This is a genomic window from Xanthomonas sp. Leaf148 (genome assembly GCF_001423585.1).
Taxonomy (GTDB): domain Bacteria; phylum Pseudomonadota; class Gammaproteobacteria; order Xanthomonadales; family Xanthomonadaceae; genus Xanthomonas.
The window spans coordinates 465,315-490,485 of sequence record NZ_LMOP01000001.1; the positions used below are offsets into that span (position 1 = coordinate 465,315).

Below are 25,171 nucleotides of genomic sequence, written 5' to 3' on the forward strand. Positions count from 1 at the left end.
GCCGGTACCCTGACCGCGCATTATTCCGGTCTCGCATGTCCACTTCCCGTTTCGTCCATCTGCACGTCCACACCGAGTTCTCGTTGGCGGATTCCACTATCCGCGTGCCCGAGAAACCGGATCAGGCTGACCCGAAAAAGGCCAAGCAGGCCAACCTGCTGAGCCGCGCGGTCGAGCTCGACATGCCATCACTGGCGGTCACCGACCTCAATAACCTGTTTGCGCTGGTCAAGTTCTACAAGGCCGCCGAAGGCGTCGGCATCAAGCCGATTGCCGGCGCCGACGTGATGATCGCCACCCCGGACATGACGCCCTGGCGCATGACCCTGCTGTGCCGCGACCGCGAGGGCTACCTGAGCCTGTCGCGGCTGCTGACGCGCGCCTGGATGGAAGGCCACCGCCCCGAAGGCGGCGTGGCGATCCACCCGGAATGGCTGCAGGCCGGGCACGCCAACCTGTTCGCCCTGGCCGGCCGCGACAGCCTGGCCGGCCGCCTGTTTTCCGAGGGCCGCGCCGATCTGGCCGAGCAACAGCTCGCCGACTGGCAACGTGTGTTCGGCGATGGCCTGCACCTGGAGCTAACCCGCACCGGGCGCGAGGGCGAAGAACGCTTCAACCAGTTCGCCCTGCATGCCGCCGGCGTGCGCGGGCTGCCGGTGGTGGCCAGCAACGATGTGCGCTTTCTGTATGCCAGCGACTTCAATGCGCACGAGGCGCGCGTGTGCATTTCCTCCGGCCGCGTGCTGGACGACCCCAAGCGCCCGCGCGACTACAGCGACCAGCAGTACCTGAAGTCCGGCGATGAAATGGCCGCGCTGTTCGCCGATGTGCCCGATGCGATCGACAACACGCATGCGCTGGCGCAGCGCTGCAACATCGAGATGCGCCTGGGCACCTACTTCCTGCCCGCCTATCCGGTGCCCGAAGACGAGACGCTGGACAGCTGGATCCGCAGCCAGTCGCGCGACGGTCTGGCCGCGCGCCTGGAAAAGAGCCCGATCGCGCCCGGCAAGATTCGCCAGGACTATGTCGACCGGCTCGAATTCGAGCTGGACACCATCATCAAGATGGGCTTCCCCGGCTACTTCCTGATCGTTGCCGACTTCATCCAGTGGGGCAAAAATCAGGGCATCCCGATCGGCCCGGGCCGCGGTTCCGGTGCCGGTTCGCTGGTGGCCTGGGCGCTGCAGATCACCGATCTGGACCCGCTGCCGTACAACCTGCTGTTCGAGCGCTTCTTGAATCCAGAGCGCGTGTCGATGCCCGACTTCGACATCGACTTCTGCATGGATCGCCGCGACGAAGTCATCGACTACGTGGCGCGCAAGTACGGCCGCGAGCGGGTTAGCCAGATCATCACCTACGGCACCATGGCCGCCAAGGCGGTGGTGCGCGACGCCGGGCGCGTGCTTGGCTTCACCTATGGTCTGGTCGACAGCGTCGCCAAGCTGATCCCCAACATCCTGGGCATCACGCTCAAGGATGCGATGGGCGAAGGCAAGGACTCGGAGATGGCCTCTCCGGATCTGATCCAGCGCTATCAGGTCGAAGACGACGTACGCGACCTGATAGACCTGGCGCGCCAGCTCGAAGATCTCACCCGCAACGCCGGCAAGCACGCCGGTGGCGTGGTGATCGCGCCCGAACCGCTGAGCGAATTCTGCCCGCTGTTCGCCGAACACGACGAAGACGGCCGCGGCAAGAATCCGGTCACCCAGTTCGACAAGGACGACGTCGAAGCGGTGGGCCTGGTGAAGTTCGACTTCCTCGGCCTGCGCACGCTGACCATCATCGACTGGGCGGTCAAGGCGATCAACGTGCGCCACGCGCGCGCCGGCATCGACCCGGTCGACATCACCACCATTCCGCTCGACGACGTGCCCACCTACAAGGGCGTGTTCGCCTCGGGCAACACCGGTGCGGTATTCCAGTTCGAATCCTCGGGCATGCGCCGCCTGCTCAAGGACGCGCGCCCGGACCGTTTCGAAGACCTGATCGCGCTGGTGTCGCTGTACCGCCCCGGCCCGATGGACCTGATCCCGGACTTCAACGCGCGTAAGCACGGCCAGCAGGAGATCATCTACCCGGATCCGCGCACCGAAGCGATCCTGAAAGACACCTACGGCATCATGGTGTATCAGGAGCAGGTGATGCAGATGGCGCAGATCGTCGGCGATTATTCGCTGGGCGGCGCCGACCTGCTGCGTCGTGCGATGGGCAAGAAGGTGCCGGCCGAAATGGCCAAGCACCGCGAAATCTTCCGCGAAGGTGCGGCCAAGGGCGGCGTGAGCGCGGCCAAGGCCGACGAAATCTTCGACCTGATGGAGAAGTTCGCCGGCTACGGCTTCAACAAGTCGCACGCCGCCGCCTACGCACTGGTCAGCTACCAGACCGCGTGGCTGAAACGCCATTACCCGGCCGAATTCATGGCCGCGACGCTGTCCTCGGACATGGACAACACCGACAAGGTGGTCGGCTTTCTCGATGAGGTGCGCAACCTCGGCCTCACCGTCAAGCCGCCGCGCGTCAACGAATCGGCCTATATGTTCGAGGCCGCCACCCCGGACACCATTCAATATGGTCTGGGCGCGATCAAGGGCGTGGGCCACGGCGCATGCGAGGCGATTGTCGAAGAGCGCCAACGCGGCGGCGCGTACACCACGTTGCTGGATTTCTGCACGCGCGTAGGCACCGCAAAGCTCAACCGCCGCACGCTGGAAGCGATGATCAATGCCGGCGCGATGGATGGCCTGGGCAGCAACCGCGCCTCGCTGATGCTGCAATTGCCGGAAGTGATGAAGGCGACCGAGCAGATGGCGCGCGAACGCGCATCCGGTCAGAACTCACTGTTCGGCGGCGCAGATACAAGTGCGCCGGCGCTGCGTCTGGACCTGCCCGAAAGCAAGGAATGGCCACTGGGCCAATTGCTCACCGGCGAGCGCGAAACGCTGGGTTTCTATCTCAGTGGCCACCCGTTCGACCCGCACCGCGACGAAGTCCGCGAGCTGGTCGGCTGCGATCTTGGGTCGCTGGAAAAGATCCTGGCCTCGCAGCAACGCGGCGGCGGCGGGGGTGGCGGCGATGGCGAAAAACGCGCCTGGCGCCCGGAAGTCAGCGCCATTCTGGCCGGCCAGGTGATCGGCGTGCGCCGCAAGGGCGACAGCCAGGTCTTCGTGCAGCTGGAAGATGGCCGCGGGCGGGTGGAATGCAGCGCGTTCTCCGATGCGATGGCCGAGTTCGGCCACCTGCTCACCCGCGACCGCATCCTGATCGTCAAGGGCGGCCTGCGCGAGGACGAATTCAACGGCGGCTACAGCCTGCGTATTCGCCAATGCTGGGACTACGAGCAGATCTGCGCCGAGCATGCGCAACGGCTGTCGCTGCGCCTGGATCTGCGTGAAAAGCAGGCCTTCAAGCGCATCGATGCCCTGCTGGCCAAGCACCGCCCCGGCAAGACGCCGCTACGTCTGGACCTGCTGCTGCGCGCCCCCGGCGGCGGCGTCGCCGGCATGCTCGACCTCAATGGCAGCAACTCGGTGCGCATCGACCAGCACCTGATGGACAGTCTGCGCGCCGATCCGGCGGTGCGCACGTTGAAGATCAAGTACAGCCCACCGTGGGCGTGAGGGGCTGGGATTGGGGATTCGGGATTGGAGATTCGCAGGAGCAGTACCACGGCTTCAGTACGGCCGTAGACCGCCGTTGCAAATCCCGAATTCCCAATGCCCAATCCCTGCTACCGAACGGCTCCGTACGGGCCGCAGACATCGCTTCCGCTACACTCCCCGCCTTACGTTGACGACGCCATTGCATGAATCCTAACTACCTCGACTTCGAGCAACCCATCGCCGATCTGGAAGCCAAGATCCAGGAACTGCGCAACGCCAGTACCGGGCCTGCAGTCAATGTGGAGACCGAGGTACGGGCGCTGCGCGACAAGGCTCGCGTGCGCACCGCACAGATCTTCCGCGACCTGTCGTCGTGGCAGATCTCGCAGCTGGCGCGCCACCCGCAGCGCCCCTACACGCTGGACTACATCAACACCATCTGCGACGAATTCCAGGAACTGGCCGGCGACCGCGCCTATGCCGACGACAAGGCCATTGTCGGTGGCCTGGGCCGCATCGACGGCCGCCCGGTGGTCATCATCGGGCACCAGAAGGGCCGCGACACCAAGACCAAGGTGGCGCGCAACTTCGGCATGCCGCGTCCGGAGGGTTACCGCAAGGCGCTGCGCCTGATGAAGCTGGCCGAGCGCTTCCGTCTGCCGTTGCTGACCTTCATCGACACCCCCGGCGCGTATCCCGGCATCGGTGCCGAAGAACGCGGCCAGTCCGAAGCGATTGCGCGCAACCTGCTGGAAATGGCCGAGCTGAAAGTCCCGGTGATCTGCACCGTGATCGGCGAAGGCGGCTCCGGTGGCGCGCTGGCCATCGGTGTCGGCGACCGCACCCTGATGCTGGAATACGGCACCTACTCGGTGATTTCGCCCGAAGGCTGCGCATCGATCCTGTGGAAGGATGCGGGCAAGGCCAAGGACGCCGCCGAACAGCTCGGCCTCACCGCCAAGCGCCTCAAGGGCCTGGGTCTGGTCGACAAGGTGATCCGTGAGCCTACTGGCGGCGCACACCGCAATCCCGAGCAGATGGGCAAGCGTCTGAAGGCCGTGCTGCTCAACGAGATGGACGCGCTGGAGAAAATCCCGGTCGAAGCACTGCTGCAACAACGCTACGAGCGTCTGCGCAGCTACGGCGCCTACGAAGGAAACTGAATCCTGCGGCTCCGCGTGGCGGAGCCTTAAGGAACTTGCACCAAGGACAAGGACTCCTACCGGCATGAGCCCACTCATTCTTCTGTCGATCGTGTTGCAAATCGCCTGCTGCGTGCATGTCGTGCGCAGCGGCCGGCCGCTGTACTGGATCTTGATCCTGCTGACGTTTTCGTATCTGGCGGTGTTGATCTACGCGTTTGTCGCGGTCATCCCGGACATGCGTAACGACCCGACCGCACGTCGTGGCTTGCAGCGCGTGCGCCGGAAGCTGGACCCGCAGCGCGACCAGCGCGATGCCGCCCGCAAACTGGATGTCTCCGACACCCCGGAAAACCGCCGCCAGCTGGCACGCACGCTGCTTGAGCAGGGCAACTATGCGCAGGCCGCCGAGGTGTACGAAGGCGCCTTGCGCGGCCTGTATCGCGACGACCCGGACCTGATGCTGGGGCTGGCGCAGGCGCAGTTCGGTCTTGGCAATGCCGCGCAGGCACGCCAGACCCTGGATGCCTTGATCGCCGCGAACCCCAACTTCCGCTCGCATGACGGGCATCTGCTGTACGCCCGCGCGGTGGAAAGCAGCGGCACCATCGAAGAAGCGCTGCACGAGTACGAGACGCTGGTGCAGGGCTACCCAGGCGAAGAAGCACGCGTGCGCTATGCGCAGCTACTAAAACGCGCCGCGCGTCCGGAGGAAGCCAAGGCCGTGTTCGACCAGGTGGTGCGTCGCGCTGCGGCCTCGCCCAAACATTACCAGCGCGAGCAACGCAGCTGGATCGATCAGGCACGCAAGGGTCTAAGCGAGTTGAGTTCGATCGCCTGAGTCAGGCCTGCGTTTTGCGTGCGCCTATCCGTCGCGATGCTGGCGCACTGGCTGCGTAGATGTAGCGCAAGCCAATCGCACTCCGCTGCGGGATATCGCCAATGACGAGCATGGTGTTGCTTGTCCGGAAGTGCTGCGCGATCGCTGCAGAGCGTGCAGCGCACGGGCACACTGCTGGCAGTGCTACGCCAGCCCGCAGTGTTTTTTCCAGCGAACGCATCGGCATCCGTCGATGTGCCTGCGTCGCGGCGACTTCAGCACCTGGCGCATGCCGCCAAGGCGACGCCAAGAGCAGCTAGCAACCCTACTGCGCTTCCCGCCAGGCAGGCGCGGCGGCTGCGCGGTGCGGCCTGTACTACACGGATAATCGTGCTCATGGCCCGCCGTCCACGCCTACCGGACCATTGCTCGCCATGTTTTGGTAGCCGCTCCACGCCGCCTTGCGCGCATCACCGCTTAAAAAGGCTTGGCCAGCACCAGCCAGATCACGCCGACCAGCAGAATCACCGGCACCTCGTTGAACAAGCGCAACGCCCGACCGCTCGGGACCGCACGGCCCTGATCCACGCCCTTCAACCAGCGTCCGGCCACAATGTAGTGCGCCAGGATCAACGCCACCGCGAACAGCTTGGCGTGCAGCCAGCCGCCGGTCACCATCGTGGGGAAATTTGGAATCACCCGGTAGCCTTGCCACAGCACCGCGCCCAGCAGCAGCGCCAGACCGAGCATGCTGTGGCCGAACCTGTAGAGGCGGCGGCCCATCAGCACCAGCCGTGCACGCACGGAGGGTTCGCTGCCGGCTTCGGCGATGTTGACCAGAATGCGCGGCAGGTAGAACACCGCTGCCATCCAGGCGATCACGAACAACAGATGGAAGGTCTTGATCCACAAATACAGGGTCATGCGCTGGCTCCGCTGGCTCGCGTAGGATGACCCGCATTTTCACCTATCCGCGCACGCGAAAGCAGCTGAGCCCCATGCAGCAGTCAGACGAAAAACAGTACGACGCCCAGTATTTCCGCCGCTGGTACCGCGATGCCGGGCTGGCCGACCCGGCCCGGCTGCGACGCAAGGTCGCACTCGCCGTCACACAGGCCGAGTACTACCTGGAGCGGCCGATCCGCAGCGTGCTGGATATCGGCTGCGGCGAAGCTGCCTGGCGTGCCCCCTTGCTGGCGCTGCGGCCCAAGCTCAGCTATCTGGGCTTCGACAGCAGCGCATACGCCTTGCAGCGCTACGGACGCAGCCGTCAGATCCACCCTGCCCGCTTTGGCGATTTCGCCTGGCTACGTCCCTGCGCACCGGTGGACCTGCTGATCTGCTCGGACGTGCTGCATTACGTGCCCACGCGCGAATTCAACCAGGGCCTGCCGGGGCTGGCCGACATGTGCGCAGGCGTGGCGTTTCTGGAGACCTTTGCGCAGGAAGACGCATTCGAAGGCGACCACGACGGCTTCCAACCACGCCCGGCGCGCTGGTATCGCAAACGCTTTGCCAGCGTCGGCTTCGCCGCGCTGGGTTCGCATTGCTGGTTGTCGCCGCAGTTGGCAGGTGAGGCGTCGGCGCTGGAGCATGGTTGACGCAACGTTGGCTGTTTGAGGCAATTATCGTGTGTAGCGTCGCTCCGTACCCTCACCAATCTCCCGCAGGGAGAAGGGCTTACTCCTGTCAGACCCGCCGTTACCCTGCGGGCGAGCGCGATCTTCCAGCCCGGCGAGCTGTTCCTTCTCCCACCGGGAGAAGGTGCCCCGCAGGGGCGGATGAGGGTACGGATTAAGCCACAGAAAGTTGGATGCACATGTGGCTTCGCCCGTACCCTCACCCACCCCTCTCTAGCAGGGAGACAGAGGCTTACCCTGCCGGCGAACGCGATCTTCAAGCCGTGCGAAGCCGCTCGAAAGGCCACGACCAGCGGCAGCTAAAGCTGCTTACGCCTGCCCTAGCTTTTGTGACAGCCTCTACCGTCCGGAGCCCCATTAAGGTGCAAATGCGCCAAACCCGGTATGCTGCGCGGCAGCAAAACCGCACGGATGGGTGGAATGCTTTATCAACTGCATGAGCTGACCCGCAATCTGCTAGCCCCCTGGGTGCATCAGGCCCAGGCGAACGCCAAGATGTTTTCCGACCCCGACAGTCTGTGGGCCTCGCTTCCCGGCGCCGAACGCATGGCGGCCAGCAATGAGCTGTTCCATCGGCTGGGCAAGGAATACGAAAAGCCTGCCTGGGCGCTGGACGATGTCGAGGTCGACGGCCACTCGCTGCCGATCATCGAACGCGAGGTGCTGAGCAAGCCGTTCTGTCGCCTGCTGCGCTTCAAGCGTTTCAGCGACCACGTCGAGCTGATCGGCAAGATGAAGGAGCAACCGGCCGTGCTGGTGGTGGCGCCGTTGTCCGGCCATCACGCCACGCTGCTGCGCGACACCGTGCGCACGCTGCTGCGCAACCACAAGGTCTATGTGACCGATTGGGTGGACGCGCGCATGGTGCCGCTGGAAGCCGGTGCGTTCCGGCTCGAGGACTACATCACCTATATCCAGGACTTCATCCGCCATATCGGCGCCGAGCGCCTGCATGTGGTGAGCGTGTGTCAGCCCACCGTGCCGGTGTTGGCGGCGGTGTCGTTGATGGCGACCAACGACGAGTCCACGCCGCGCTCGTTGGTGATGATGGGCGGTCCGATCGATGCACGCCGCAGCCCCACCCAGGTCAATAACCTGGCAACGGAAAACGGCATCGAGTGGTTCCAGAACAACCTGATCCACACCGTGCCGTTCCCGTATCCGGGACATGGCCGCCAGGTGTATCCAGGCTTTTTGCAGCACGCCGGTTTCCTGTCGATGAACCCCAATCGGCACGTGATGTCGCACTGGGATTTCTACACCGATCTGGTCAAGGGTGATTTGCAGGATGCGCAGGCGCATCGGCAGTTCTACGATGAGTACAACGCCGTGCTCGACATGCCGGCCGAATACTATCTGGACACGATTCGCGTGGTGTTTCAGGACTTCTTGCTGCCGCAGGGCAAGTGGAAAGTGGACGGCCAGCTGGTCAAGCCGTCGGCGATCCGCAACACCGCCTTGTTGAGCATCGAGGGCGAACTCGACGATATCGCCGGCCTCGGCCAGACCGAAGCGGTGCACGATCTGTGCACCGGTATCGATGCGGCGCACCGCCGCCATCTGGTGGTGGAAGGTGCCGGCCATTACGGCATCTTCAGCGGCCGTCGTTGGCGCGAAGTGGTCTACCCGCAGGTGCGCGAGTTCATTGCGCGCTATGACGCAGACCCGGTCGGCAGCCGCGACCCGGCCACCGTCACTCCCATCCGCAAACGCGGCAAGCGTGCCTGATCTGCACAACAAAAAATCCCCGGCATGTCCGGGGATTTTTTTTATGCTGAAAAATCGAGAGGCAATTTAAACCGTGTCATGCAAAGTGCGCTGCGCTAAGGCCACGCGCGTGTTGCACGCCACCCTCGATCATCACGCCTCCGCATCACCGCTTTTGACCAGCAGATGCTTGGCCAGCATGCCGTGCAACGTGCCTATCCCGCGTGCCGCATGCAGGGTGACGAACAGCAACAATACCCCCAGTAGAGACAACGGCACCACCATCAGCGGCATCACGATCACCTGTCCGTCCCAGGTGATGGACATTCCTTGATCGAAGAACAGCGCCAGCGGCGCAGCAGTGAGCGTCAACGACACGCTTAGCAGAGTAGTAAACAGCGTGAAGTAGAGACTGCCCAACGGCAGCATCAACACGAAGTACAGCAGCGTGCTCCAGGTCCGCAGGTCGGTAAACATCGCAGCGATGCGCTGTAGCCAGCCGCCTTGCACGCCCGGATGTTGCGGGCGACGCGGCATGCGCACCCCGAGCAAGGTTTCCACCATGCGTCCTTCCACCAGCGACAACACGCGCACCGAGCCGAAGAACAGCACCAGCAGCGGCACGCCGATGATCAGGATCAACAGGCCCAGCGACAGGCTGACCCCGGTGACCACCCAGGTGAAATAGAACACGCCGGTGAGTAGCGACAGCAACATGTAGAACAGTGCGCCATAGGTGCGCGGGTCGGCGGCCACGCCAAAGAACTTGCCGATCAATGAAGGACGCTTGGGCGGCAGTGGCGGGCGCAGCGCGCGGCTGACCGTGACCTCGGTTTCGCGATAGATCTCGGCCACTTCATCGGGCGCACCGTAGCTGGCGGCAACCCCTGCAATGACGTCGGCTTCGCTCTTGCCGCTCTGTTCGGCAAGCTCGGCGCGCAGATATTCTTCGGCATCGTAAAGCGCATCCTGGATCATCGCCGGGTCGGCACCAACCAGCGCCTGCCGCAGCTGCAGCAGGTAGTCGGCAATGGTGGTCGGCAACGGACGTGTCGGTAAGGTCGTCATCATGGGTGTGTCCCCTGCAGCACTGAATCAACGGAATCACGGGTGGCGCGCCAGGCGGCGGTCCATTGGCGCAGGCAGTCACGCCCGCTGTCGGTAATGCGGTAGTAGCGGCGTGGCGGCCCCGATGCGGACGGCTCGATATGGCTGTGCAACAGTCCCGCCCCTTCCAGATTGCGCAACACCGGATACAAGGCGCTCTGCTTGCCGCTCAGCACGCCTTCCAGATGCTCGAGCCGCTTGGCGATCAGATAGCCGTACAGCGGTTCGTCGGCCTGGGCCAGCACCGCCAGCAAAGCCAGCGACACGGTGCCGGCGCTCAGCTCCTTCTGAAATTTGCGTAGGTGGACATCCGGCTCGGTCATCGGTCATCTCCGCTAGGTCGAAGGTGATGCTATGTAGAACCTAGCTATAGCGAATGTGCCGGTAGTCATGGGCGGGGAGTGGGGAGTCGGCAGTGAGGAGTCGCAAAGGCCAAGGCCGAGACTTGGTCGGCCAGCCACGCTTGAGCAATTGTTGGTATCGCAATGAAGTCACCGCATCCCGCATCGGCGCCGTTGCGAATCCCCACTGCCCAATCTCCAATCCCCGCTCCACTAGCGCTCGCCTGCGCAAACCCTAGTGCGTTCATGAGCTTAGAACCTTTGGGTTACTGCCTTTCTGGCGCGGCTTTACTACAGTCGACGTCCCCCGTGCCGATAAGTTTCGCTCAGGGGTTTTTCACTTTTCGATGGGGCAACACGATGCAATTGACACGCTTGGCGCAGCCAGCCATGGCTGAAACTTCTTTTGGAGCCACCCGGCGCCTGTGCCTTGCGATCGGTTTGGCGCTGCCGGTACTGGGCTTTGCGCAGACACAACCAGCGCCAGCCAATGCCGAACAGACCCAGCCGGAACCCGCCAAGCCGCCGGTCACCGCCGCGCCCGCCACCGCCAAGGGCTATCCGCTCGAAGCGCAGGGCTGGGGCGCCAAACAGGGCGGCAACATGTGGCAGGTGCGCTGGGCCGAAGACTGGTCGTATCTGAAGGATCCGTCCAAGCGCAAGAGCCCGTTCGACCCGCTCAAGTACATCCCGCTCAATGCATCGGGCGATGTCTACGTCTCGCTCAGCAACGAGCTGCGCGTGCGCAGCAATACCATCACCAATCCCGGTCTGATTCCCGGCAGCCATTCGCAACAGCAGTACCTGTTCCGCGCGTTCTTCGGTGCAGACCTGCATGTGGGCGAGCACTTCCGTTTGTATACGGAACTGGCGCACGGCAGCCTGGATGGACGCAACGAAGGCGCCAAGACCGGCACCCAGGAAAACAACGCGATCCTGCAACAGGTGTTCTTCGACGTGAAGGGCAACATCGGCGGCGCCGACACCGGCCTGCGTGTCGGCCGTCAGGTGTTCGTCGACGGCCCGACCACATTGATGGCGCTACGCGACAACACCGATATCTTCGTGACCTTCAACGGTGTGCGCGCCTGGGCCATCGGCGAAAAGACCCGCGTGGATGTGTTCGATTTCAACTTCAACCTGGATGGCACCGAAGGATTGGGCGACGACCGCATCGACCGCTCGCGGCATTTCCGCGGCGTGGTGGGTGGCTATCGATTGCCGACCGCCAAGCCGATGTATCTGGAGCCGTTCTTCTACCAGTTCCGCAACGACAATCAGCTCTGGGGCCGCCAGACCGCCGAAGAAAATCGCAACTATTACGGCCTGCGGTTGTGGGGCAACGTGGGCAAGCTGCGCACCGATTCGTTCGTGACCGTGCAGCGCGGCAGTTTCGGCGGACGCGACCTGCGCGCCTATATGGCCAGCACTTCCAATGCGTGGACGCTGAGCGACAGCGGCTGGAAGCCGCGCCTGGGCTTTCATAGCGAAATCGCCTCCGGCGGCGGCGGCACGTCCGGCACCGGCACGCTGCGCAATAACAATTTTCTCTATGGCAACACGATCTACTTCAGCTGGGCCACGTTCTTCGGCCCGGTGAACCTGGTCACTGCCGCGCCGACCTTCACGTTCTCACCCACCTCCAAGCTCACCGTGAATTTGGAATGGGAAACCCTGTGGCGCCAGACCACCAGCGATGCGATCTACAACAATCAGGCGCGCGCCTACGCACGCACCCAGAGCACCGGCGAGCGTCGCATCGGCACCATGCCGCGTATCAACGCCACCTGGAACATCGATCCGAACTGGTCGGTGACCTTCCGCGCCGAGCACCTGATGGCCGGTCCAGCGCTGGAAAAGGCCGGCTACGGCGATTCGACCTTCGTGATGGGTTGGTTGAACTTCCGCTTCTAAACGCGGTGTTTGGTCAGCGCGCTGCACTGCGCTGACTCGATGTGCCTGCGTTTTGTTTTAAAAAGTCGTTGCTCGATCACATGCCGCGTCCCGCAAGGACGCGGCATGTTGGTTTTCAGCGCTGGTGTGTCTGATGACCACGCACTCTTTTACCAATCCCCACTGCCCAATCCCAAATACCAGCCTCCCCTGCACCGGACGCGGCCGAATGCCTACACTACGCAGATGTCTGAATCCCCCACTCCGCACACCCGCCCTTCCCTGCAACGCGTGTTTCTGACCGGGTTGCTCACCCTGCTGCCAGTCTGGCTGACCTGGGTGGTGGTGAAGTTCGTCTTCTCGCTGCTCTCTGGCATCAGCAGCCCGTGGGTGGTGCCGCTGTCCGGGCGTATCGCCGCCTCGTTTCCCGATTACCTGGGCTGGATCAAGGCGCTGTGGGTGCAGAACACCATCGCCTTGGTCGCCACGGTGGCGGCGATCCTGTTCGTGGGCATCCTGAGCCGGCGGGTGATCGGCCAGCGTCTGCTGCGCTGGTTCGAGGCGATCATGCGGCGCATCCCGCTGGCCAGCGTGGTCTACGACAGCGCGCGCAAATTGCTCGACATCCTGCAGACGCAGCCCGGCAGTACGCAGCGCGTGGTGCTGATCGACTTCCCGCATCGCGATATGAAGTCGGTCGGCCTGGTCACGCGCGTAATCAAGGAGCAAGGCACCGGCCGCGAGCTGGCGGCGGTGTATGTGCCGACCACGCCCAACCCTACCTCCGGCTATCTGGAAATCGTGCCGGTGGAGCTGCTCACGCCCACCGACTGGACTGTGGATCAGGCAATGAGTTTCATCATCTCCGGCGGCGCGGTTTCGCCGGAGTCGGTTCCCTTCACCCGTACTGCGGATCGCTGACGCCATGACACACACGCGTACCCTCGACGATCGTGCGGTCCGCCTGTTCATTGCCCTGGCGGCGTTTTTCTGCGTCAACGCGGCGCTGGCCGAGTTCATCGGCGTCAAGATCTTCGCGCTGGAAGACACGCTCGGCATCGCACCGCTGAACTGGAACCTGTTCGGCCAGACCGGCTCGCTCAGCTTCACCGCCGGCACCTTGTTATGGCCGGTGGTGTTCATCATGACCGACACCATCAACGAGTTCTTCGGCAGCCGCGGGGTGCGTTTCATCTCGTGGGTGGCGGTGGCGCTGATCGGCTACGGATTCGTGTTTGCGTTCGCGGCGATCGCCCTGGCGCCGGCCGGCTGGTGGGTGACCGCAGCACAGAGCCAGGGTGTGCCGGACTATCAGGCTGCATTCGCCGCGGTGTTCGGGCAGGGCTTGTGGACGATCGGCGGCTCGCTGGTGGCGTTTTTGTTCGGCCAGTTGATCGACGTGTCGGTGTTCCATCGCATCCGCAAGGTCACCGGCGAAAAACACGTGTGGCTGCGTGCCACCGGCTCCACCGCGGTGTCGCAGTTGGTGGACAGCTTCGTGGTGATCTACATCGCCTTCGTGCTTGGCCCGCAGCATTGGTCTATCGACCAGTTCCTGGCGGTGAGCACGCTCAACTACATCTACAAGATGGGCTTTGCGATCGCCCTGATTCCGCTGCTGTACGTCGCGCGTCGCGCCATCAGCGCGTATCTCGGCGCCGATCGCGCCGAGCAGCTGCGCGAAGAAGCCGCTGCAGACTAAGAGCAGCTCGCAAAACGACCGTACTCACCACCAGGCGGGCGCGGCCGGTGTTCGGTTCTCGGTGCGGCATGTACCGTTCGTACACGCCGGTTCCTCCGCACCGTCCACACCGAACTGACGACTGCTCGCTACGTTTTGTGAGCCGCTCTAAAGGCTGCGCAGCGCCCACCCACTGCCTGCCCAAGGCCAACAGTGCCTGTGGCAGCACGCTGCGCGGTGCGTTATCGCAGCGCACCATTCCAGCGATGCACTGTGCCTGCCCGTGCCGCATCTGAATTGCATGTGCGCCGCATGCCCCGGATAGCTGGCCGTAACGGTGCGGATCGGGCAAGCTCCCCGCTCGCTTGTTTCCGGAGCCGGTAATGCCCCTCAGCTTTTCCCGCCTGCTGTCGCTGGTCCTCGCCGCTGTGTTGAGCCTGTCAGTGGCAGCGCCCGCCGATGCGGCCAAGAAGAAGACCGCCAAGGCACAGACCTCGCAAACGCGCGCGAAGGCGAGCAAAGGCAAGAAGACCGCCAAGCCGGCGGCCAAGGCCTCCAGGACCGCCAAGGGCAGCAAGGCCGCCAAGGCCAGGCCACGCGCGGTCGCCGCGCCAGTGGTGCTAACCAAGGCCCAGCAGCTCAACCTGCTCTACGACCAGTACTGGGACGCCTCGCTCAAGCTCAATCCGCTGCAGGCCACCTTCCAGGGCGAGAGCCGCTACAACGACCAGCTGCCCAACTTCCTCTCGCCAGCGTTCCGCCAGCAATCGCATGATTTCACCGTGCTGTGGCTGGGCAAGGCCGAAGCGCTGGGCCCGGATGGCCTGAGCGGGCAGGACCTGCTCAGCTACCAGATCTTCGTGCGCGATGCGCGCAGTGCGCTGGCCGCCGAGCAGTTCCCCAGCTGGATGCTGCCGATCAACCAGTTCTACAACATCGCCAGCATTGCGGTGGTGCTCGGTTCCGGCACCGGCGCGCAGCCGTTCAAGACGGTCAAGGATTACGACAACTGGTCGCGGCGTGCGCTCGGCATTCCCGACCTGTTCGACCAGGCCATCACCAACATGCGCGCCGGCATGCAGGCCGGCGTGGTGCAGCCCAAGGTGCTGATGCAGAAAGTGCTGCCGCAACTGGATGCGATCATTGCGCGCAGCGCCGAAGACAGCCTGTTCTGGGGGCCGATCCGCAACCTGCCGGCCGATATGCCCGAGGCCGACAAGCAGCGCCTCACCGCCGAGTACAAGCGGATGATCGAGGTGCGCATCCTGCCGGCGTATCGCGCGCTGCGCGGCTTCATCGCCACCGAATACCTGCCCGCCTGCCGCGACACCGATGGTCTGGCGGCGCTACCCAACGGCGCGGCGTGGTATGCCTACGACGTGCGTCAGAGCACCACCTCCGACCTGAGCCCGGAGCAGATCCATCAGATCGGGCTTGACGAGGTCGCGCGCCTGCAGGGCGAGATCGCCGCGCTGGCCAAGCAGGTCAAGTTCCGCGGCAACCTGCCCAAGTTCTACAAGTTCATGCAGACCGACAAGCGCTTCAGCTTCCGCAGCGATACCGAGCTGCTGGGGTATTACCGTGGCCTGCAGGGACGCGTGCAAGGCGCAGTACCGCGCCTGTTCGCCAGCCAGGACATGCCGCCGCTGGAAGTGCGCGCGGTGGAACCGCAGCGCGCGCAAGCGGCGGCCAGCGGCTCGTACATGCGTCCCAGCGTCGGTGGCAGCACTGGCGCCACGCCGGGCATCTTCTACGTCAATACCTCCGACCTGCCCTCACGCAAGACCTGGGAAGCGGAGAGCCTGTACCTGCACGAGGCGATTCCCGGCCACCATTACCAGCTTGGGCTGCAGCAGCAGCTGACCGACCTGCCCAAGTTCCGTCGGCTCGGGGGCGAGACCGCCTACATCGAAGGATGGGGCCTGTATGCCGAATCGCTGGGCCGCGAATTGGGGCTGTATCAGGACCCGTACAACACCTACGGCTATCTGCAGAATGCGCTGTGGCGCTCGATCCGGCTGGTCGCCGATACCGGCCTGCACAGCAAGGGCTGGACCCGCACCCAGGCCATCGACTACATGCTGGACAACTCGGCGATGAGCCGCATCGACGCCGAAGCCGAAGTCGACCGCTACATGGCCATCCCCGGTCAGGCGCTGGCCTACAAGGTCGGCGAGATGAAGATCGCGCAGCTCCGCGAGCAGGCGCAGCGCGAGCTGGGGCCGCGCTTTGACATCCGCGCCTTCCATACCGAAGTGCTCAAGGACGGCTCGGTGCCGCTGGAGATCCTGCAGGACAAGATCCAGCGCTGGATCGCAGCGCAGAAAGGCTGAGGGCAACGATTGCGGCCGATGCAAGGGTTATCGGCCGTCGCGGTCAGGCCGGTGTTAGGCCTGGGTGCGGATCTGCGCTTGGCATGCGTCGCGCAACACCGGCATGACGTGCCGGTTGCCGGTTGCGGGTGCCGCAGCGGCCACGCTCGCCGCTTTGAGGCGCGTCCTCAAGGCGCGGCAACGACGGTGGTGTCTTCAACCCACCGCCCGCGCCGCGGCCAATGCGGCGATATCGCGCGGCGTGGTGCGGCAACAGCCACCGATTAACCGCGCGCCTGCGGCCAGCCACCGCGTGTGCTGATCCGCCAGACTGCACGCGGGCGCATCGCCGGCATGCCAGCGCTTGTCGCCAGCGTCGTAGTGCTCGCCCGAGTTGGGATACACCACCAGCGGCAACGCGGTCAGCGCCGACAGGCGCTGCAATGCGGCGGTGACCTGATCCAGCGCAATACAGTTGATCCCCACCGCGATCACCTGTGCGCAGGCATCCAGTGCCGGCATCACCTGCGCCAGCGGCGTGCCATCGCTCAAATGGTCGGCATCGCGCAAGGTGAAAGAGAACCACGCATGCAGCTGCGGAAATTCTTCCAGCAGCAGGCGTAACGCCACGATCTCGTTCGCCGAGGGCAGCGTCTCGCAGGCCAGTACATCCACACCCGCGGCAGCCAGCGCGGCGATGCGTGGGCGATGGAACTCCATCAGTTGCGCCAACGGCAATACGTAGTCGCCACGGTATTCCGAGCCATCGGCCAGATACGCCCCATATGGCCCGACTGAGCCAGCCACCCACAACGGCGCAGCGTCCGGCTGCGCCTGCAGATGATCGGCGCGCGCCTGTGCGGCCAGGGCCACGCTACGGGCGATCAAGGCCTGCGATTGCGCCAGATCCAGCCCGCGCGCCGCAAAGCCCAGCGGCGTGGCCTGGTAACTGGCAGTGATCGCGCATTGCGCGCCGGCAGCGAAGTAGTCGCGATGCACCTGATAGATCAGCTCCGGTTGCTCCATCAGCACGCGCGCCGACCACAGCGCATCGTTGAGATCGCAGCCGCGTTGTTCCAGTTCGGTGGCAAGCGCGCCATCCAGCAGCACATAGCCATCGTGCTGGAGCGCCGCACTGAACGGCGCAGTTGCGCGCGGCTGGCGGGGAAGAATCTTCATGTGTGCAGTCTCCTGGCCGCGAGCCATTGGGTCAGTGCATAGGCGCCGTAACACAGCGCCACAAATGGAATGCCGCACCACAGCGCGATGCGCTGTTGCGGATCGAATGCCAACCCGATGCAGGCCAGCAGACACAGCGCGAATCCAAGGATCGGCGTCCACGGATACCAGGGCGCGCGATAGGCCAGCGTCTCTGCGGCAATCCCGTCGCGGACCAGCTGCTGACGAAAGCGGTAATGCGATGCGCAGATGCTTAGCCACACCACCACCACCGCAAAGCCGGACACTGCGGAAATCGCAACGAACACCGTCTCGGCCGCGTACACGCCGGTGAGTAGGGCCAGCAGACCGCCCAGCATGCTCAGCAGCAAGGCCGGCAACGGAATGCCGCGCCGGGTCAGGCGCGCAAGGCGCGCCGGCAGCGTGCCTTCGTTGGCCAACGACCACAGCATGCGCGCCGCCGCATACAGGCCGGAATTGGCCGCCGACAGGATCGCGGTCAGGATCACCGCATTCAAGATGTCCGCCGCGTACGGAATGCCCAGCAACTCGAACGCGCGCACGAACGGGCTGGTCTCGACGGCCGCCTGGCTGGCGGGCAGCAAGGCAGCGAGCACAAACACGGTACCCACGAACAGCACCACCAGCCGCACCAGCGTCGTGCGGATCGCCAGCGGAATGGCGCGTGCCGGCTGCGCGGTTTCGCCCGCGGCCACGCCGATCAATTCGGTGCCGGAAAACGCGAAGTTCACGGCCACCATCGTCATCAGAATCGGCAACGTGCCGTGCGCAAACCAGCCATCGGCACGCAGATGGCGCAACCCGGGCGCAGGCGCACCATCGGCCAACGGCAGCAGGCCGATCACCGCCGCGCCGCCCAGCACGATGAACACCAAAATCGTGATCACCTTGATCAACGAAAACCAGAATTCGCCCTCGGCAAACCAACGCGCCGACACCGTGTTCAAGCCGAAGATCAGCGCGCAGAACAACAGGCACCATGGCCATGCCGGGCTATGCGGAAACCAGTACTGCATGCAGAACGCAGCGGCGGTCAGGCTCGACCCCAGCGCCACCGTCCAGGTCAGCCAATATAGCCACGCCACCACATACCCGGTGGCCGGCCCCAGATAGCGCGCCGCATACACATGAAACGCCCCGGTCTGCGGCATCGCCACCGCCAGTTCGCCCAGGCATTGCATCACCAGATACACCACCAGCGCACCGATCAGATACGCGATCACCGTGCCCAACGCACCGGTGCTGGCGATGATGTAGCCGGTGTTGAAGAACAGCCCGGTGCCGATTACCCCGCCCAGCGACAACATCACCAGATGGCGCACCTGCATGCTGCGCTGGAACTGCGGTGCGGCGCTGGAAGAAGGGTCTGGCATGCGTCGGTCTGATGGGCGGCGCACCATCCTGCCACGCGCATGCAGGCGAGCACAGCCATGCGGTGGCGAGCTGTGACGCTGTACAAGCACTTCAGGCAGACGCGGGTATGCTCGCGTGCCGATCCTGCGGAGCACCGTCATGTCTGAGACACGTTACCCGCGCCTGCCTGCAGCGTTGCCGCCCCGCGCACGCTGCTTGCTGCCTGCGCATGCGCCACACCGCCGCGCGCTGGATCTGCGCGAGGCGGTGATGGCGGTTGATCGCGGCCAGCAACACGATCTGTCGGTACAGCGGAGCGCAGCATGAGGCTGGCCGGCATCCATCATGTGGCAATCATCGCGGGCGACTACCCGCGTTCGAAACAGTTTTATTGCCAGATCCTGGGCTTGCGCGTGCTGGCCGAGCATTACCGCCAGGCACGCGATTCCTGGAAGCTGGATCTGGCGCTGCCCGACGGCGGTCAGATCGAACTGTTCTCGTTCCCCAACGCACCGCTGCGCCCCAGCCGCCCGGAAGCACGCGGGCTGCGTCACCTGGCCTTTCGCGTAGAAGACCTGGATAGCGCGGTGGCGCATCTCAACGCCCATGGCGTCATCACCGAAAACATCCGCATCGACGAATACACCGGCCGGCGTTTCACCTTCTTCGCCGATCCGGACGATCTGCCGCTGGAGCTGTACGAGATCGGCTGAGAAACCACCACGCCGGGCATCGGCTCGACGGGCACCGGTTCGACATCCACTCGGCGGCGCTTCGCTAATCGATCCTCCACATGACTTCCGGCCGATGCGGCGCCGCAGCAACGCAATGAAGATCTAAGCATCCCGGGACACAGGAACGTCCATGCTGCAGATTCGTGCGTTGTCCAAGACCTACGCCAACGGCGTGCATGCGTTGCAAGGCGTCACGCTGGATATTCCTCGCGGCATGTTCGGATTGCTTGGCCCCAACGGGGCCGGCAAGTCGTCCTTGATGCGCACGCTAGCCACGTTGCAGGAACCCGATGCCGGCAGCGTCAGCCTCGGCTGCGCCGACGGCAGCAGCATCGACGTGCTCAGGGACAAGGACGCGTTGCGCCGCCGGCTGGGCTATCTGCCGCAGGATTTCGGCGTGTATCCGAAGGTCAGTGCGCTGGACATGCTCGATCACTTTGCGGTGCTCAAAGGGCTGACCAACCGTGCACAGCGCAAGGAGGTGGTCGAACGTTTGCTGCAACAGGTCAATCTGTGGGACGCGCGCAAGCGCAAGCTCGGCACCTACTCCGGCGGCATGCGCCAGCGCTTCGGTATCGCGCAGGCGCTGCTGGGCAACCCGCAACTGGTGATCGTCGACGAGCCCACGGCCGGGCTGGACCCGGAAGAGCGCAATCGTTTTTTGAATCTGCTGGCCGAAATCGGTGAGAACGTGGTGGTGATCCTGTCCACCCACATCGTCGAAGACGTCACCGACCTGTGCCCGACGATGGCCATCATGAACAAGGGACAGGTGTTGCTGACCGGGAAGCCGGCCGATGCGATAGACATGCTCAACCAGCAGGTCTGGCGCAAACAGGTCAGCAAGAACGCCTTGCCCGATTACGAAGCGCGCTTCACCGTACTGTCCACGCGCCTGATTGCCGGCCATCCGGTGATCCATGTGTTCAGCGCCGACTGCCCGGAACCGGGCTTCGAGCAGGTCGCACCCGATCTTGAGGATGTCTATTTCCAGCGCCTGCGCAAGCAAGCGCTGGCTGCCTGACGGAGCGCCGCGATGATCCTGGCGTTCCTGCGCTTCGAGCTGCGCGAACAACTGCGCTCGCCCTTTTTGTGGTTGCTGGCCGCGTTATACGCATTGCTGGCCTTCGCCGCACTCTCCAGCGATGCCGTGCAGATTGGTGGTGGCATCGGCAATGTGCTGCGCAACGCGCCGACCGTCATTGCCAGCGTACTGGCGATCTTCAGTCTGCTCGGTCTGCTGGTGGCTGCCTTGTTCGTCAGCAACGCGTTGCTGCGCGATTTTGAGATGGGCACTGCGGAGCTGGTGTTTTCCACACCGGTGCGCCGCCGCGATTACCTGGTCGGCCGTATCGGTGCGGCACTGATCGCCGGCACGGTGATGTATCTGGTGATCGCGCTGGGCATGTTCGTGGCGCAGTTCATGCCGTGGATTGACCAGGCGCGGCTGGGGCCAGTCGCGCTGTTGCCATACCTGTGGTCGCTGCTGGTGCTGATACTGCCCAACCTGCTATTCACCACCGCGTTGCTGTCGGTGCTGGCGGTGACCACGCGCAGCATCCTGTGGGTCTACATCGGCGTCATCGTGTTTTTCGTGTTGTATGGCGTGAGCCGTGCGCTGCTGGCCGATTTGGACAACGTCTGGATCGCGACCCTGGCCGACCCCCTCGGCATCCGCGCACTGTCGCAGACATTGCGCTATTGGTCGGCCGAACAACGCAACTTGCAGCTTCCTCCGTTGACCGGTTACCTGCTCGCCAATCGCGCCCTATGGCTGGGTATGAGCGGGCTGTTGTTCACTGCGACCTTCGCACTGTTCCGCACCGAACGCAGCGGCACGCGTCGTCGACGCGGCGCGGCGCCTGCTGCATCCACCAGCGCACAGGCAGCCAGCGTGCGCGTCACCACCACCCGCCTCGCCGTGACACCCGCCTTCGCGGCTAGCACCGCTTTTCAACAACTGCTGCGCCAGATCCGTTTCGATACGCTCGGCGTGCTGCGCAGCGCGCCGTTCGTGGTGCTGCTGATCCTGGGCCTGGCCAACTTCATCCCGACCGCACTGTTCAATGCGCGCATGTACGGTACCGCCGTGCTGCCGGTCACCTCGTTGATGCTGCAAGCACTGCAGAACAGCTACAGCTTTCTGCTGATCATCGTGGTGCTGTTCTATGCCGGCGAACTGGTGTGGAAAGAACGCAGCAACCGCATCGACGGCATCACCGATGCCATGCCGGTGCCGGACTGGGTTCCCCTGCTTGGCAAGTTTGTGGCCTTGCTGGCAGTGATCGCCAGCTTCCAGCTCGCCGGCGCGTTGACCTCGATCGCGCTGCAACTTGGCCGCGGCTACACCACGATCGAGCCGCTGCTGTATCTCAAGACCCTGGCGCTTGGCTCGGTGCTGTATGTGCTGATGGGCGGCATGGCCCTGGTGCTGCAGGTACTGAGCAACAACAAGTTCGTCGGCTACGCATTGCTGATGCTGGTATTGATCGGGCAATCGGCGTTGTCGCTGCTCGATTACACACAGAATCTGTACAACTTCGGAGGCTGGCCCAACGCTCCGTATTCGGACATGAATGGCTTCGGCCATTTCCTGCCCGGGCAGTTGTGGTTTCAAGGCTATTGGGGCGTGTTCCTGCTGGCCTTGTTGCTTCTGTCTTCGGCGTTGTGGCCGCGCGGCGTCGGCCATGGACTGCGTCAGCGGATGCGCCTGGCATTGCAGCGCTTGCGCGGCGCGACCGGCGTGGCATTGGCGGTCAGCCTGCTTGGCTTTGCAGCGATCGGCGGCTGGCTGTACTGGAACACCAACGTCTACAACAGTTTCCTGTCGCCGGAGCAGCAGCTAGACCTGCAAGCGCGCTACGAGCGTGACTACAGCAAGTACAGGGACCTGCCGCAGCCGCGCATCGTTGCCGTGGATAACCATGTCGACCTGCATCCGGAAACGCAATCGGTGGTGATCGATGCCACCTGGACCGTGCGCAATTCCCATCGCGCGCCGATCAGCGAAGTGCATATCGGCATGCAGGGACGCACTGGCGACCGCAGCCTGGTCAACGTGGATCTGGGCGGGCAGACGCTGATCACCCACGATCGTGCGGCCGGCTACCGCATCTACCGGTTGCAACGCCCGCTGCAACCAGGCCAAGAGCGCGTGTTCCGCTTCCGCGTGGACCAGCACCCGCATGGCATTACCGCCGGGCAGGCACAGACCGATCTGGTCGCCAACGGCAGCTTCTTCAATAGTCAGGTATTGCCCTGGTTCGGCTACAACAGCCAAACCGAGATCACCGACCGCAATGATCGCCGCAAGCGTGGTCTGGGTGAGCCCACGCGCATGCCTAAATTGGAAGACCAGGCCGCACGCGCCAACACCTACGTCAGCAACGATGCCGACTGGCTCAGCTTCGCCAGCACCATCTGCACCGCACCGGACCAGATTGCGCTGGCGCCGGGCTATCTGCAGAGGGAGTTCCAGCAGGCTGGCAGGCGCTGCTTCCGCTATGTAATGGATCGCCCGATGCTGAACTTCTATGCCTACCTGTCGGCGCGCTGGCAGGTGCGCAAGGCCTACTACAAAAAGATTCCGATCGAGATCTATTACGACCCCAAGCACCCGTACAACGTGCAACGCATGATCGAGAGCGTGCAGAAATCGCTGGCCTATGACGAGGCCAATTTCACCCCGTACCAGCATCACCAGGTGCGCATCATCGAGTTTCCGGGCTATGCGGGGTTTGCGCAGTCGTTCGCCAATACCATTCCTTATTCCGAATCGGTCGGTTTCATCGCCGACCTGCGCGACAAGGACGACATCGACTACGTGTTCTACGTCACCGCGCATGAAGTGGCGCACCAGTGGTGGGCGCATCAGGTGATCGGTGCGAATGTGCAGGGCGCCACGATGCTGTCCGAATCGCTGGCGCAGTACTCGGCGCTGATGGTGATGGAGCGCGAGTACGGGCGTGCGCACATGCGCCGCTTCCTCAAGTACGAACTGGACCGCTATCTGGAGGGCCGCGGCGGCGAGATCGTCGAGGAACTTCCGTTGTACCGGGTGGAGAACCAGCAATACATCCACTACCGCAAGGGGTCGCTGGCGTTCTACCGCCTGCGCGAAGAACTCGGCGAGCAGGCGCTCAATCGCGCGTTGCAGCGTTTCCTGCAGGCCAAGGCATTTCAGCAACCGCCTTACACCACCTCGGCCGAGCTGCTGCAGGCGATTCGTGCCGAGGCCCGCCCGGACCAGCAGGGAATGATCACCGACTTGTTCGAAAAGATCACCTTCTACGACAACCGTGTGGTTAGCGCACAGGCCCGCAAGCGCCCGGATGGACGCTTCGATGTGACCGTGCAGGCGCAGGCGACCAAGTTGCAGGCCGATGGCCGCGGCAAGGAGCATGCGGTGCCGATGGACGACTGGATCGAAGTCGGGATCTACGGTCTGCCCGCGGGCAAGAACGCGCAGGCGCCGGTACTGGCGCTGCAGCGGCAGCACGTCACCAGCGCCACGCCCAGCTTCACCCTGACCGTCGACGCCCTGCCCATCGAAGCCGGCTTCGATCCCGACAACAAGCTGATCGACCGGGTGCCGGACGACAATCGCAAGCGGGTGTCGCTGCAATAGCGGCAATCGCGGTCACTGGCCGATGCTCGCTGCTCGGCCAGGACCGGCGACGAGTACAGCCAACGACTGCAAGCGAGCCGAATGATTCCGCGACGGCCGACCTGACGACGCGCCCTGCGCGCATCGTCGACTCAGCCACATCGAACGGACTGCGTTCGCCCGTGCTCCCGGATCTCGGACAACGCGCATCGCACGACGGGATTTGCCGACTCGGCGCCGGCGCGCAAGCGGTCAGCCTGCGTAGCCGGCGTTCTCAGTGGAGCGGCGCGGCGACGGCACCGCAGCCGCGCGGCATGAACGCATCCCGCAGTGCGGCTTTCCGCCACCATACCCCACGGTATACATTCGCCATCAGGCCGCCGACGGCGGCCACAGCAATCCCTGGGAGGGGAATCATGCGCAAGACCTTCAAGACCCTGATGGTGGCCCTGCCGCTGGCGGCCGCTTCGCTGCTGGCCCAGGCATCCGATTCGCCGGTGGGTCGCTGGAAGACCATCGACGACGAGACCGGCAAGCCCAAGTCGGTGGTGCAGATCGAACAGGCCGCCAACGGCACGCTGAGCGGTAAGGTGGTCGAGATCCTGCAGTCCAACAATGGCCCCAATCCGATGTGCGACAAGTGCGACGGCGCGCTGAAAGGCAAGCCGATCAAGGGCATGACCATCCTGTGGGGCCTCAAGGCCGACGGCACCGCCGTATGGGGTGGCGGCTCGGTGCTGGACCCGGCCAAGGGCAAGACCTACAAGGCCAAGATCACCCTGACCGAAGGCGGCAAGAAGCTGCAGATGCGCGGCTACGTCGGCATCGAAGCGCTGGGCCGTACGCAGACCTGGGTGCGTGAGTAGCCGGGATTGGGGAATCGGGATTAGGGATTCGCAAGAGCAGGCGCCCGTGAGGGCGCCTTTTTTGTGCGTCGATGCATCTCTGGAGGCTAGAGCCCTGTTGGGTCGGATCATCGGCAGTTGGTGCCTCAAAGACGGCTATCGCCGCGCGCCCGGAAAATCAG

General features: G+C 64.0%; 19 protein-coding genes and 1 other RNA gene. 15 read left to right on the forward strand and 5 right to left on the reverse strand.

What is annotated here, in order from left to right:
* Window positions 1–35: 35 nt before the first annotated feature.
* The 3 genes from dnaE (at window position 36) to ASF90_RS01940 (ending at window position 5,591) form a co-directional block, all read left to right on the forward strand.
* Window positions 36–3,626, forward strand: coding sequence for a DNA polymerase III subunit alpha (gene dnaE / locus ASF90_RS01930; RefSeq protein WP_055845160.1), 3,591 nt, complete (start codon window positions 36–38; stop codon window positions 3,624–3,626).
* A 185-nt stretch (window positions 3,627–3,811) separates the two neighbouring features.
* The gene (locus ASF90_RS01935; protein WP_055845163.1) at window positions 3,812–4,771 is read left to right on the forward strand and encodes an acetyl-CoA carboxylase carboxyltransferase subunit alpha; all 960 of its coding nucleotides are present in this window, start codon (window positions 3,812–3,814) and stop codon (window positions 4,769–4,771) included.
* Between the two features lie 64 nt (window positions 4,772–4,835).
* Window positions 4,836–5,591 carry a tetratricopeptide repeat protein gene (locus ASF90_RS01940; protein ID WP_055845166.1) on the forward strand — a complete coding sequence of 252 codons (756 nt, stop codon included), beginning with the start codon at window positions 4,836–4,838 and terminating at the stop codon, window positions 5,589–5,591.
* Window positions 5,592–6,047: 456 nt separating this feature from the next.
* On the opposite strand, the gene ASF90_RS01945 is transcribed toward ASF90_RS01940, so the two are convergent.
* The gene (locus ASF90_RS01945) at window positions 6,048–6,494 is read right to left on the reverse strand and encodes a CopD family protein (protein WP_055845169.1); all 447 of its coding nucleotides are present in this window, start codon (window positions 6,492–6,494) and stop codon (window positions 6,048–6,050) included.
* A gap of 74 nt (window positions 6,495–6,568) precedes the next feature.
* Here ASF90_RS01945 and ASF90_RS01950 point away from each other — a divergent pair, with 74 nt between their 5' ends.
* Window positions 6,569–7,171, forward strand: coding sequence for a class I SAM-dependent methyltransferase (locus ASF90_RS01950; RefSeq protein WP_082473401.1), 603 nt, complete (start codon window positions 6,569–6,571; stop codon window positions 7,169–7,171).
* 423 nt (window positions 7,172–7,594) lie between these two features.
* Window positions 7,595–8,938, forward strand: a complete 1,344-nt coding sequence (locus ASF90_RS01955) for a polyhydroxyalkanoate depolymerase (RefSeq protein WP_082473371.1) — start codon at window positions 7,595–7,597, stop codon at window positions 8,936–8,938.
* 132 nt (window positions 8,939–9,070) lie between these two features.
* On the opposite strand, the gene ASF90_RS01960 is transcribed toward ASF90_RS01955, so the two are convergent.
* Together ASF90_RS01960 and ASF90_RS01965 are read right to left on the reverse strand one after the other, a co-directional pair.
* Window positions 9,071–9,985, reverse strand: a complete 915-nt coding sequence (locus tag ASF90_RS01960) for a sensor domain-containing protein (RefSeq protein ID WP_161963607.1) — start codon at window positions 9,983–9,985, stop codon at window positions 9,071–9,073.
* The gene (locus ASF90_RS01965; RefSeq protein ID WP_055845177.1) at window positions 9,985–10,347 is read right to left on the reverse strand and encodes a PadR family transcriptional regulator; all 363 of its coding nucleotides are present in this window, start codon (window positions 10,345–10,347) and stop codon (window positions 9,985–9,987) included. The genes ASF90_RS01960 and ASF90_RS01965 overlap by 1 nt, the downstream gene beginning before the upstream one ends.
* A 378-nt stretch (window positions 10,348–10,725) precedes the next feature.
* Between ASF90_RS01965 and ASF90_RS01970 the strand changes: the two genes are divergently transcribed.
* The 5 genes from ASF90_RS01970 to ASF90_RS01985 all read left to right on the forward strand — a co-directional run bounded on the left by ASF90_RS01970 (window position 10,726) and on the right by ASF90_RS01985 (window position 16,272).
* Window positions 10,726–12,279, forward strand: coding sequence for an alginate export family protein (locus tag ASF90_RS01970; RefSeq protein WP_055845180.1), 1,554 nt, complete (start codon window positions 10,726–10,728; stop codon window positions 12,277–12,279).
* 225 nt (window positions 12,280–12,504) lie between these two features.
* Complete coding sequence (locus tag ASF90_RS01975) at window positions 12,505–13,179, forward strand: DUF502 domain-containing protein (RefSeq protein ID WP_055845184.1); 675 nt, start codon at window positions 12,505–12,507, stop codon at window positions 13,177–13,179.
* Between the two features lie 4 nt (window positions 13,180–13,183).
* Window positions 13,184–13,960 carry a queuosine precursor transporter gene (locus tag ASF90_RS01980; protein WP_055845187.1) on the forward strand — a complete coding sequence of 259 codons (777 nt, stop codon included), beginning with the start codon at window positions 13,184–13,186 and terminating at the stop codon, window positions 13,958–13,960.
* 68 nt (window positions 13,961–14,028) lie between these two features.
* A non-coding RNA gene (locus tag ASF90_RS21170) (sX9 sRNA) lies at window positions 14,029–14,104 on the forward strand.
* Between the two features lie 218 nt (window positions 14,105–14,322).
* Complete coding sequence (locus ASF90_RS01985; protein WP_055845190.1) at window positions 14,323–16,272, forward strand: DUF885 family protein; 1,950 nt, start codon at window positions 14,323–14,325, stop codon at window positions 16,270–16,272.
* A gap of 195 nt (window positions 16,273–16,467) precedes the next feature.
* Here ASF90_RS01985 and mmuM read toward each other — a convergent pair whose 3' ends face one another.
* Together mmuM and mmuP are read right to left on the reverse strand one after the other, a co-directional pair.
* Complete coding sequence (gene mmuM, locus ASF90_RS01990) at window positions 16,468–17,430, reverse strand: homocysteine S-methyltransferase (RefSeq protein WP_055845193.1); 963 nt, start codon at window positions 17,428–17,430, stop codon at window positions 16,468–16,470.
* Window positions 17,427–18,824, reverse strand: a complete 1,398-nt coding sequence (gene mmuP, locus ASF90_RS01995; protein ID WP_055845196.1) for an S-methylmethionine permease — start codon at window positions 18,822–18,824, stop codon at window positions 17,427–17,429. Before mmuP ends, mmuM begins: the two co-directional genes overlap by 4 nt.
* Window positions 18,825–18,963: 139 nt before the next feature.
* Here mmuP and ASF90_RS02000 point away from each other — a divergent pair, with 139 nt between their 5' ends.
* The 5 genes from ASF90_RS02000 to ASF90_RS02020 all read left to right on the forward strand — a co-directional run bounded on the left by ASF90_RS02000 (window position 18,964) and on the right by ASF90_RS02020 (window position 25,010).
* The gene (locus tag ASF90_RS02000) at window positions 18,964–19,131 is read left to right on the forward strand and encodes a hypothetical protein (RefSeq protein WP_156364942.1); all 168 of its coding nucleotides are present in this window, start codon (window positions 18,964–18,966) and stop codon (window positions 19,129–19,131) included.
* Window positions 19,128–19,517, forward strand: a complete 390-nt coding sequence (locus ASF90_RS02005) for a VOC family protein (RefSeq protein WP_055845201.1) — start codon at window positions 19,128–19,130, stop codon at window positions 19,515–19,517. Before ASF90_RS02000 ends, ASF90_RS02005 begins: the two co-directional genes overlap by 4 nt.
* A 151-nt stretch (window positions 19,518–19,668) precedes the next feature.
* The gene (locus ASF90_RS02010) at window positions 19,669–20,562 is read left to right on the forward strand and encodes an ABC transporter ATP-binding protein (protein ID WP_055845203.1); all 894 of its coding nucleotides are present in this window, start codon (window positions 19,669–19,671) and stop codon (window positions 20,560–20,562) included.
* 12 nt (window positions 20,563–20,574) lie between these two features.
* Window positions 20,575–24,165, forward strand: a complete 3,591-nt coding sequence (locus ASF90_RS02015; RefSeq protein WP_055845206.1) for an ABC transporter permease subunit — start codon at window positions 20,575–20,577, stop codon at window positions 24,163–24,165.
* 395 nt (window positions 24,166–24,560) lie between these two features.
* Window positions 24,561–25,010: a DUF2147 domain-containing protein gene (locus ASF90_RS02020; RefSeq protein ID WP_055845208.1), complete on the forward strand. Its 450-nt coding sequence runs from the start codon at window positions 24,561–24,563 to the stop codon at window positions 25,008–25,010.
* The last annotated feature ends 161 nt before the right edge of the window (window positions 25,011–25,171 follow it).

Excerpts from the sequence above, each read along its gene's own strand:
- ASF90_RS01980 (WP_055845187.1), top strand. The coding sequence starts at position 13,184 with ATGACACACACGCGTACCCTCGACGATCGTGCGGTCCGCCTGTTCATT.
- ASF90_RS01935 (WP_055845163.1), top strand. The coding sequence starts at position 3,812 with ATGAATCCTAACTACCTCGACTTCGAGCAACCCATCGCCGATCTGGAA.
- ASF90_RS02010 (WP_055845203.1), top strand. The coding sequence starts at position 19,669 with ATGCTGCAGATTCGTGCGTTGTCCAAGACCTACGCCAACGGCGTGCAT.
- ASF90_RS01970 (WP_055845180.1), top strand. The coding sequence starts at position 10,726 with ATGCAATTGACACGCTTGGCGCAGCCAGCCATGGCTGAAACTTCTTTT.
- ASF90_RS01975 (WP_055845184.1), top strand. The coding sequence starts at position 12,505 with ATGTCTGAATCCCCCACTCCGCACACCCGCCCTTCCCTGCAACGCGTG.
- mmuM (WP_055845193.1), bottom strand. The coding sequence starts at position 17,430 with ATGAAGATTCTTCCCCGCCAGCCGCGCGCAACTGCGCCGTTCAGTGCG.
- ASF90_RS01965 (WP_055845177.1), bottom strand. The coding sequence starts at position 10,347 with ATGACCGAGCCGGATGTCCACCTACGCAAATTTCAGAAGGAGCTGAGC.
- ASF90_RS01960 (WP_161963607.1), bottom strand. The coding sequence starts at position 9,985 with ATGACGACCTTACCGACACGTCCGTTGCCGACCACCATTGCCGACTAC.
- ASF90_RS01950 (WP_082473401.1), top strand. The coding sequence starts at position 6,569 with ATGCAGCAGTCAGACGAAAAACAGTACGACGCCCAGTATTTCCGCCGC.
- ASF90_RS01985 (WP_055845190.1), top strand. The coding sequence starts at position 14,323 with ATGCCCCTCAGCTTTTCCCGCCTGCTGTCGCTGGTCCTCGCCGCTGTG.
- ASF90_RS01945 (WP_055845169.1), bottom strand. The coding sequence starts at position 6,494 with ATGACCCTGTATTTGTGGATCAAGACCTTCCATCTGTTGTTCGTGATC.
- ASF90_RS01940 (WP_055845166.1), top strand. The coding sequence starts at position 4,836 with ATGAGCCCACTCATTCTTCTGTCGATCGTGTTGCAAATCGCCTGCTGC.
- ASF90_RS02015 (WP_055845206.1), top strand. The coding sequence starts at position 20,575 with ATGATCCTGGCGTTCCTGCGCTTCGAGCTGCGCGAACAACTGCGCTCG.
- ASF90_RS01955 (WP_082473371.1), top strand. The coding sequence starts at position 7,595 with ATGCTGCGCGGCAGCAAAACCGCACGGATGGGTGGAATGCTTTATCAA.
- ASF90_RS02020 (WP_055845208.1), top strand. The coding sequence starts at position 24,561 with ATGCGCAAGACCTTCAAGACCCTGATGGTGGCCCTGCCGCTGGCGGCC.
- ASF90_RS02000 (WP_156364942.1), top strand. The coding sequence starts at position 18,964 with ATGTCTGAGACACGTTACCCGCGCCTGCCTGCAGCGTTGCCGCCCCGC.
- dnaE (WP_055845160.1), top strand. The coding sequence starts at position 36 with ATGTCCACTTCCCGTTTCGTCCATCTGCACGTCCACACCGAGTTCTCG.
- ASF90_RS02005 (WP_055845201.1), top strand. The coding sequence starts at position 19,128 with ATGAGGCTGGCCGGCATCCATCATGTGGCAATCATCGCGGGCGACTAC.
- mmuP (WP_055845196.1), bottom strand. The coding sequence starts at position 18,824 with ATGCCAGACCCTTCTTCCAGCGCCGCACCGCAGTTCCAGCGCAGCATG.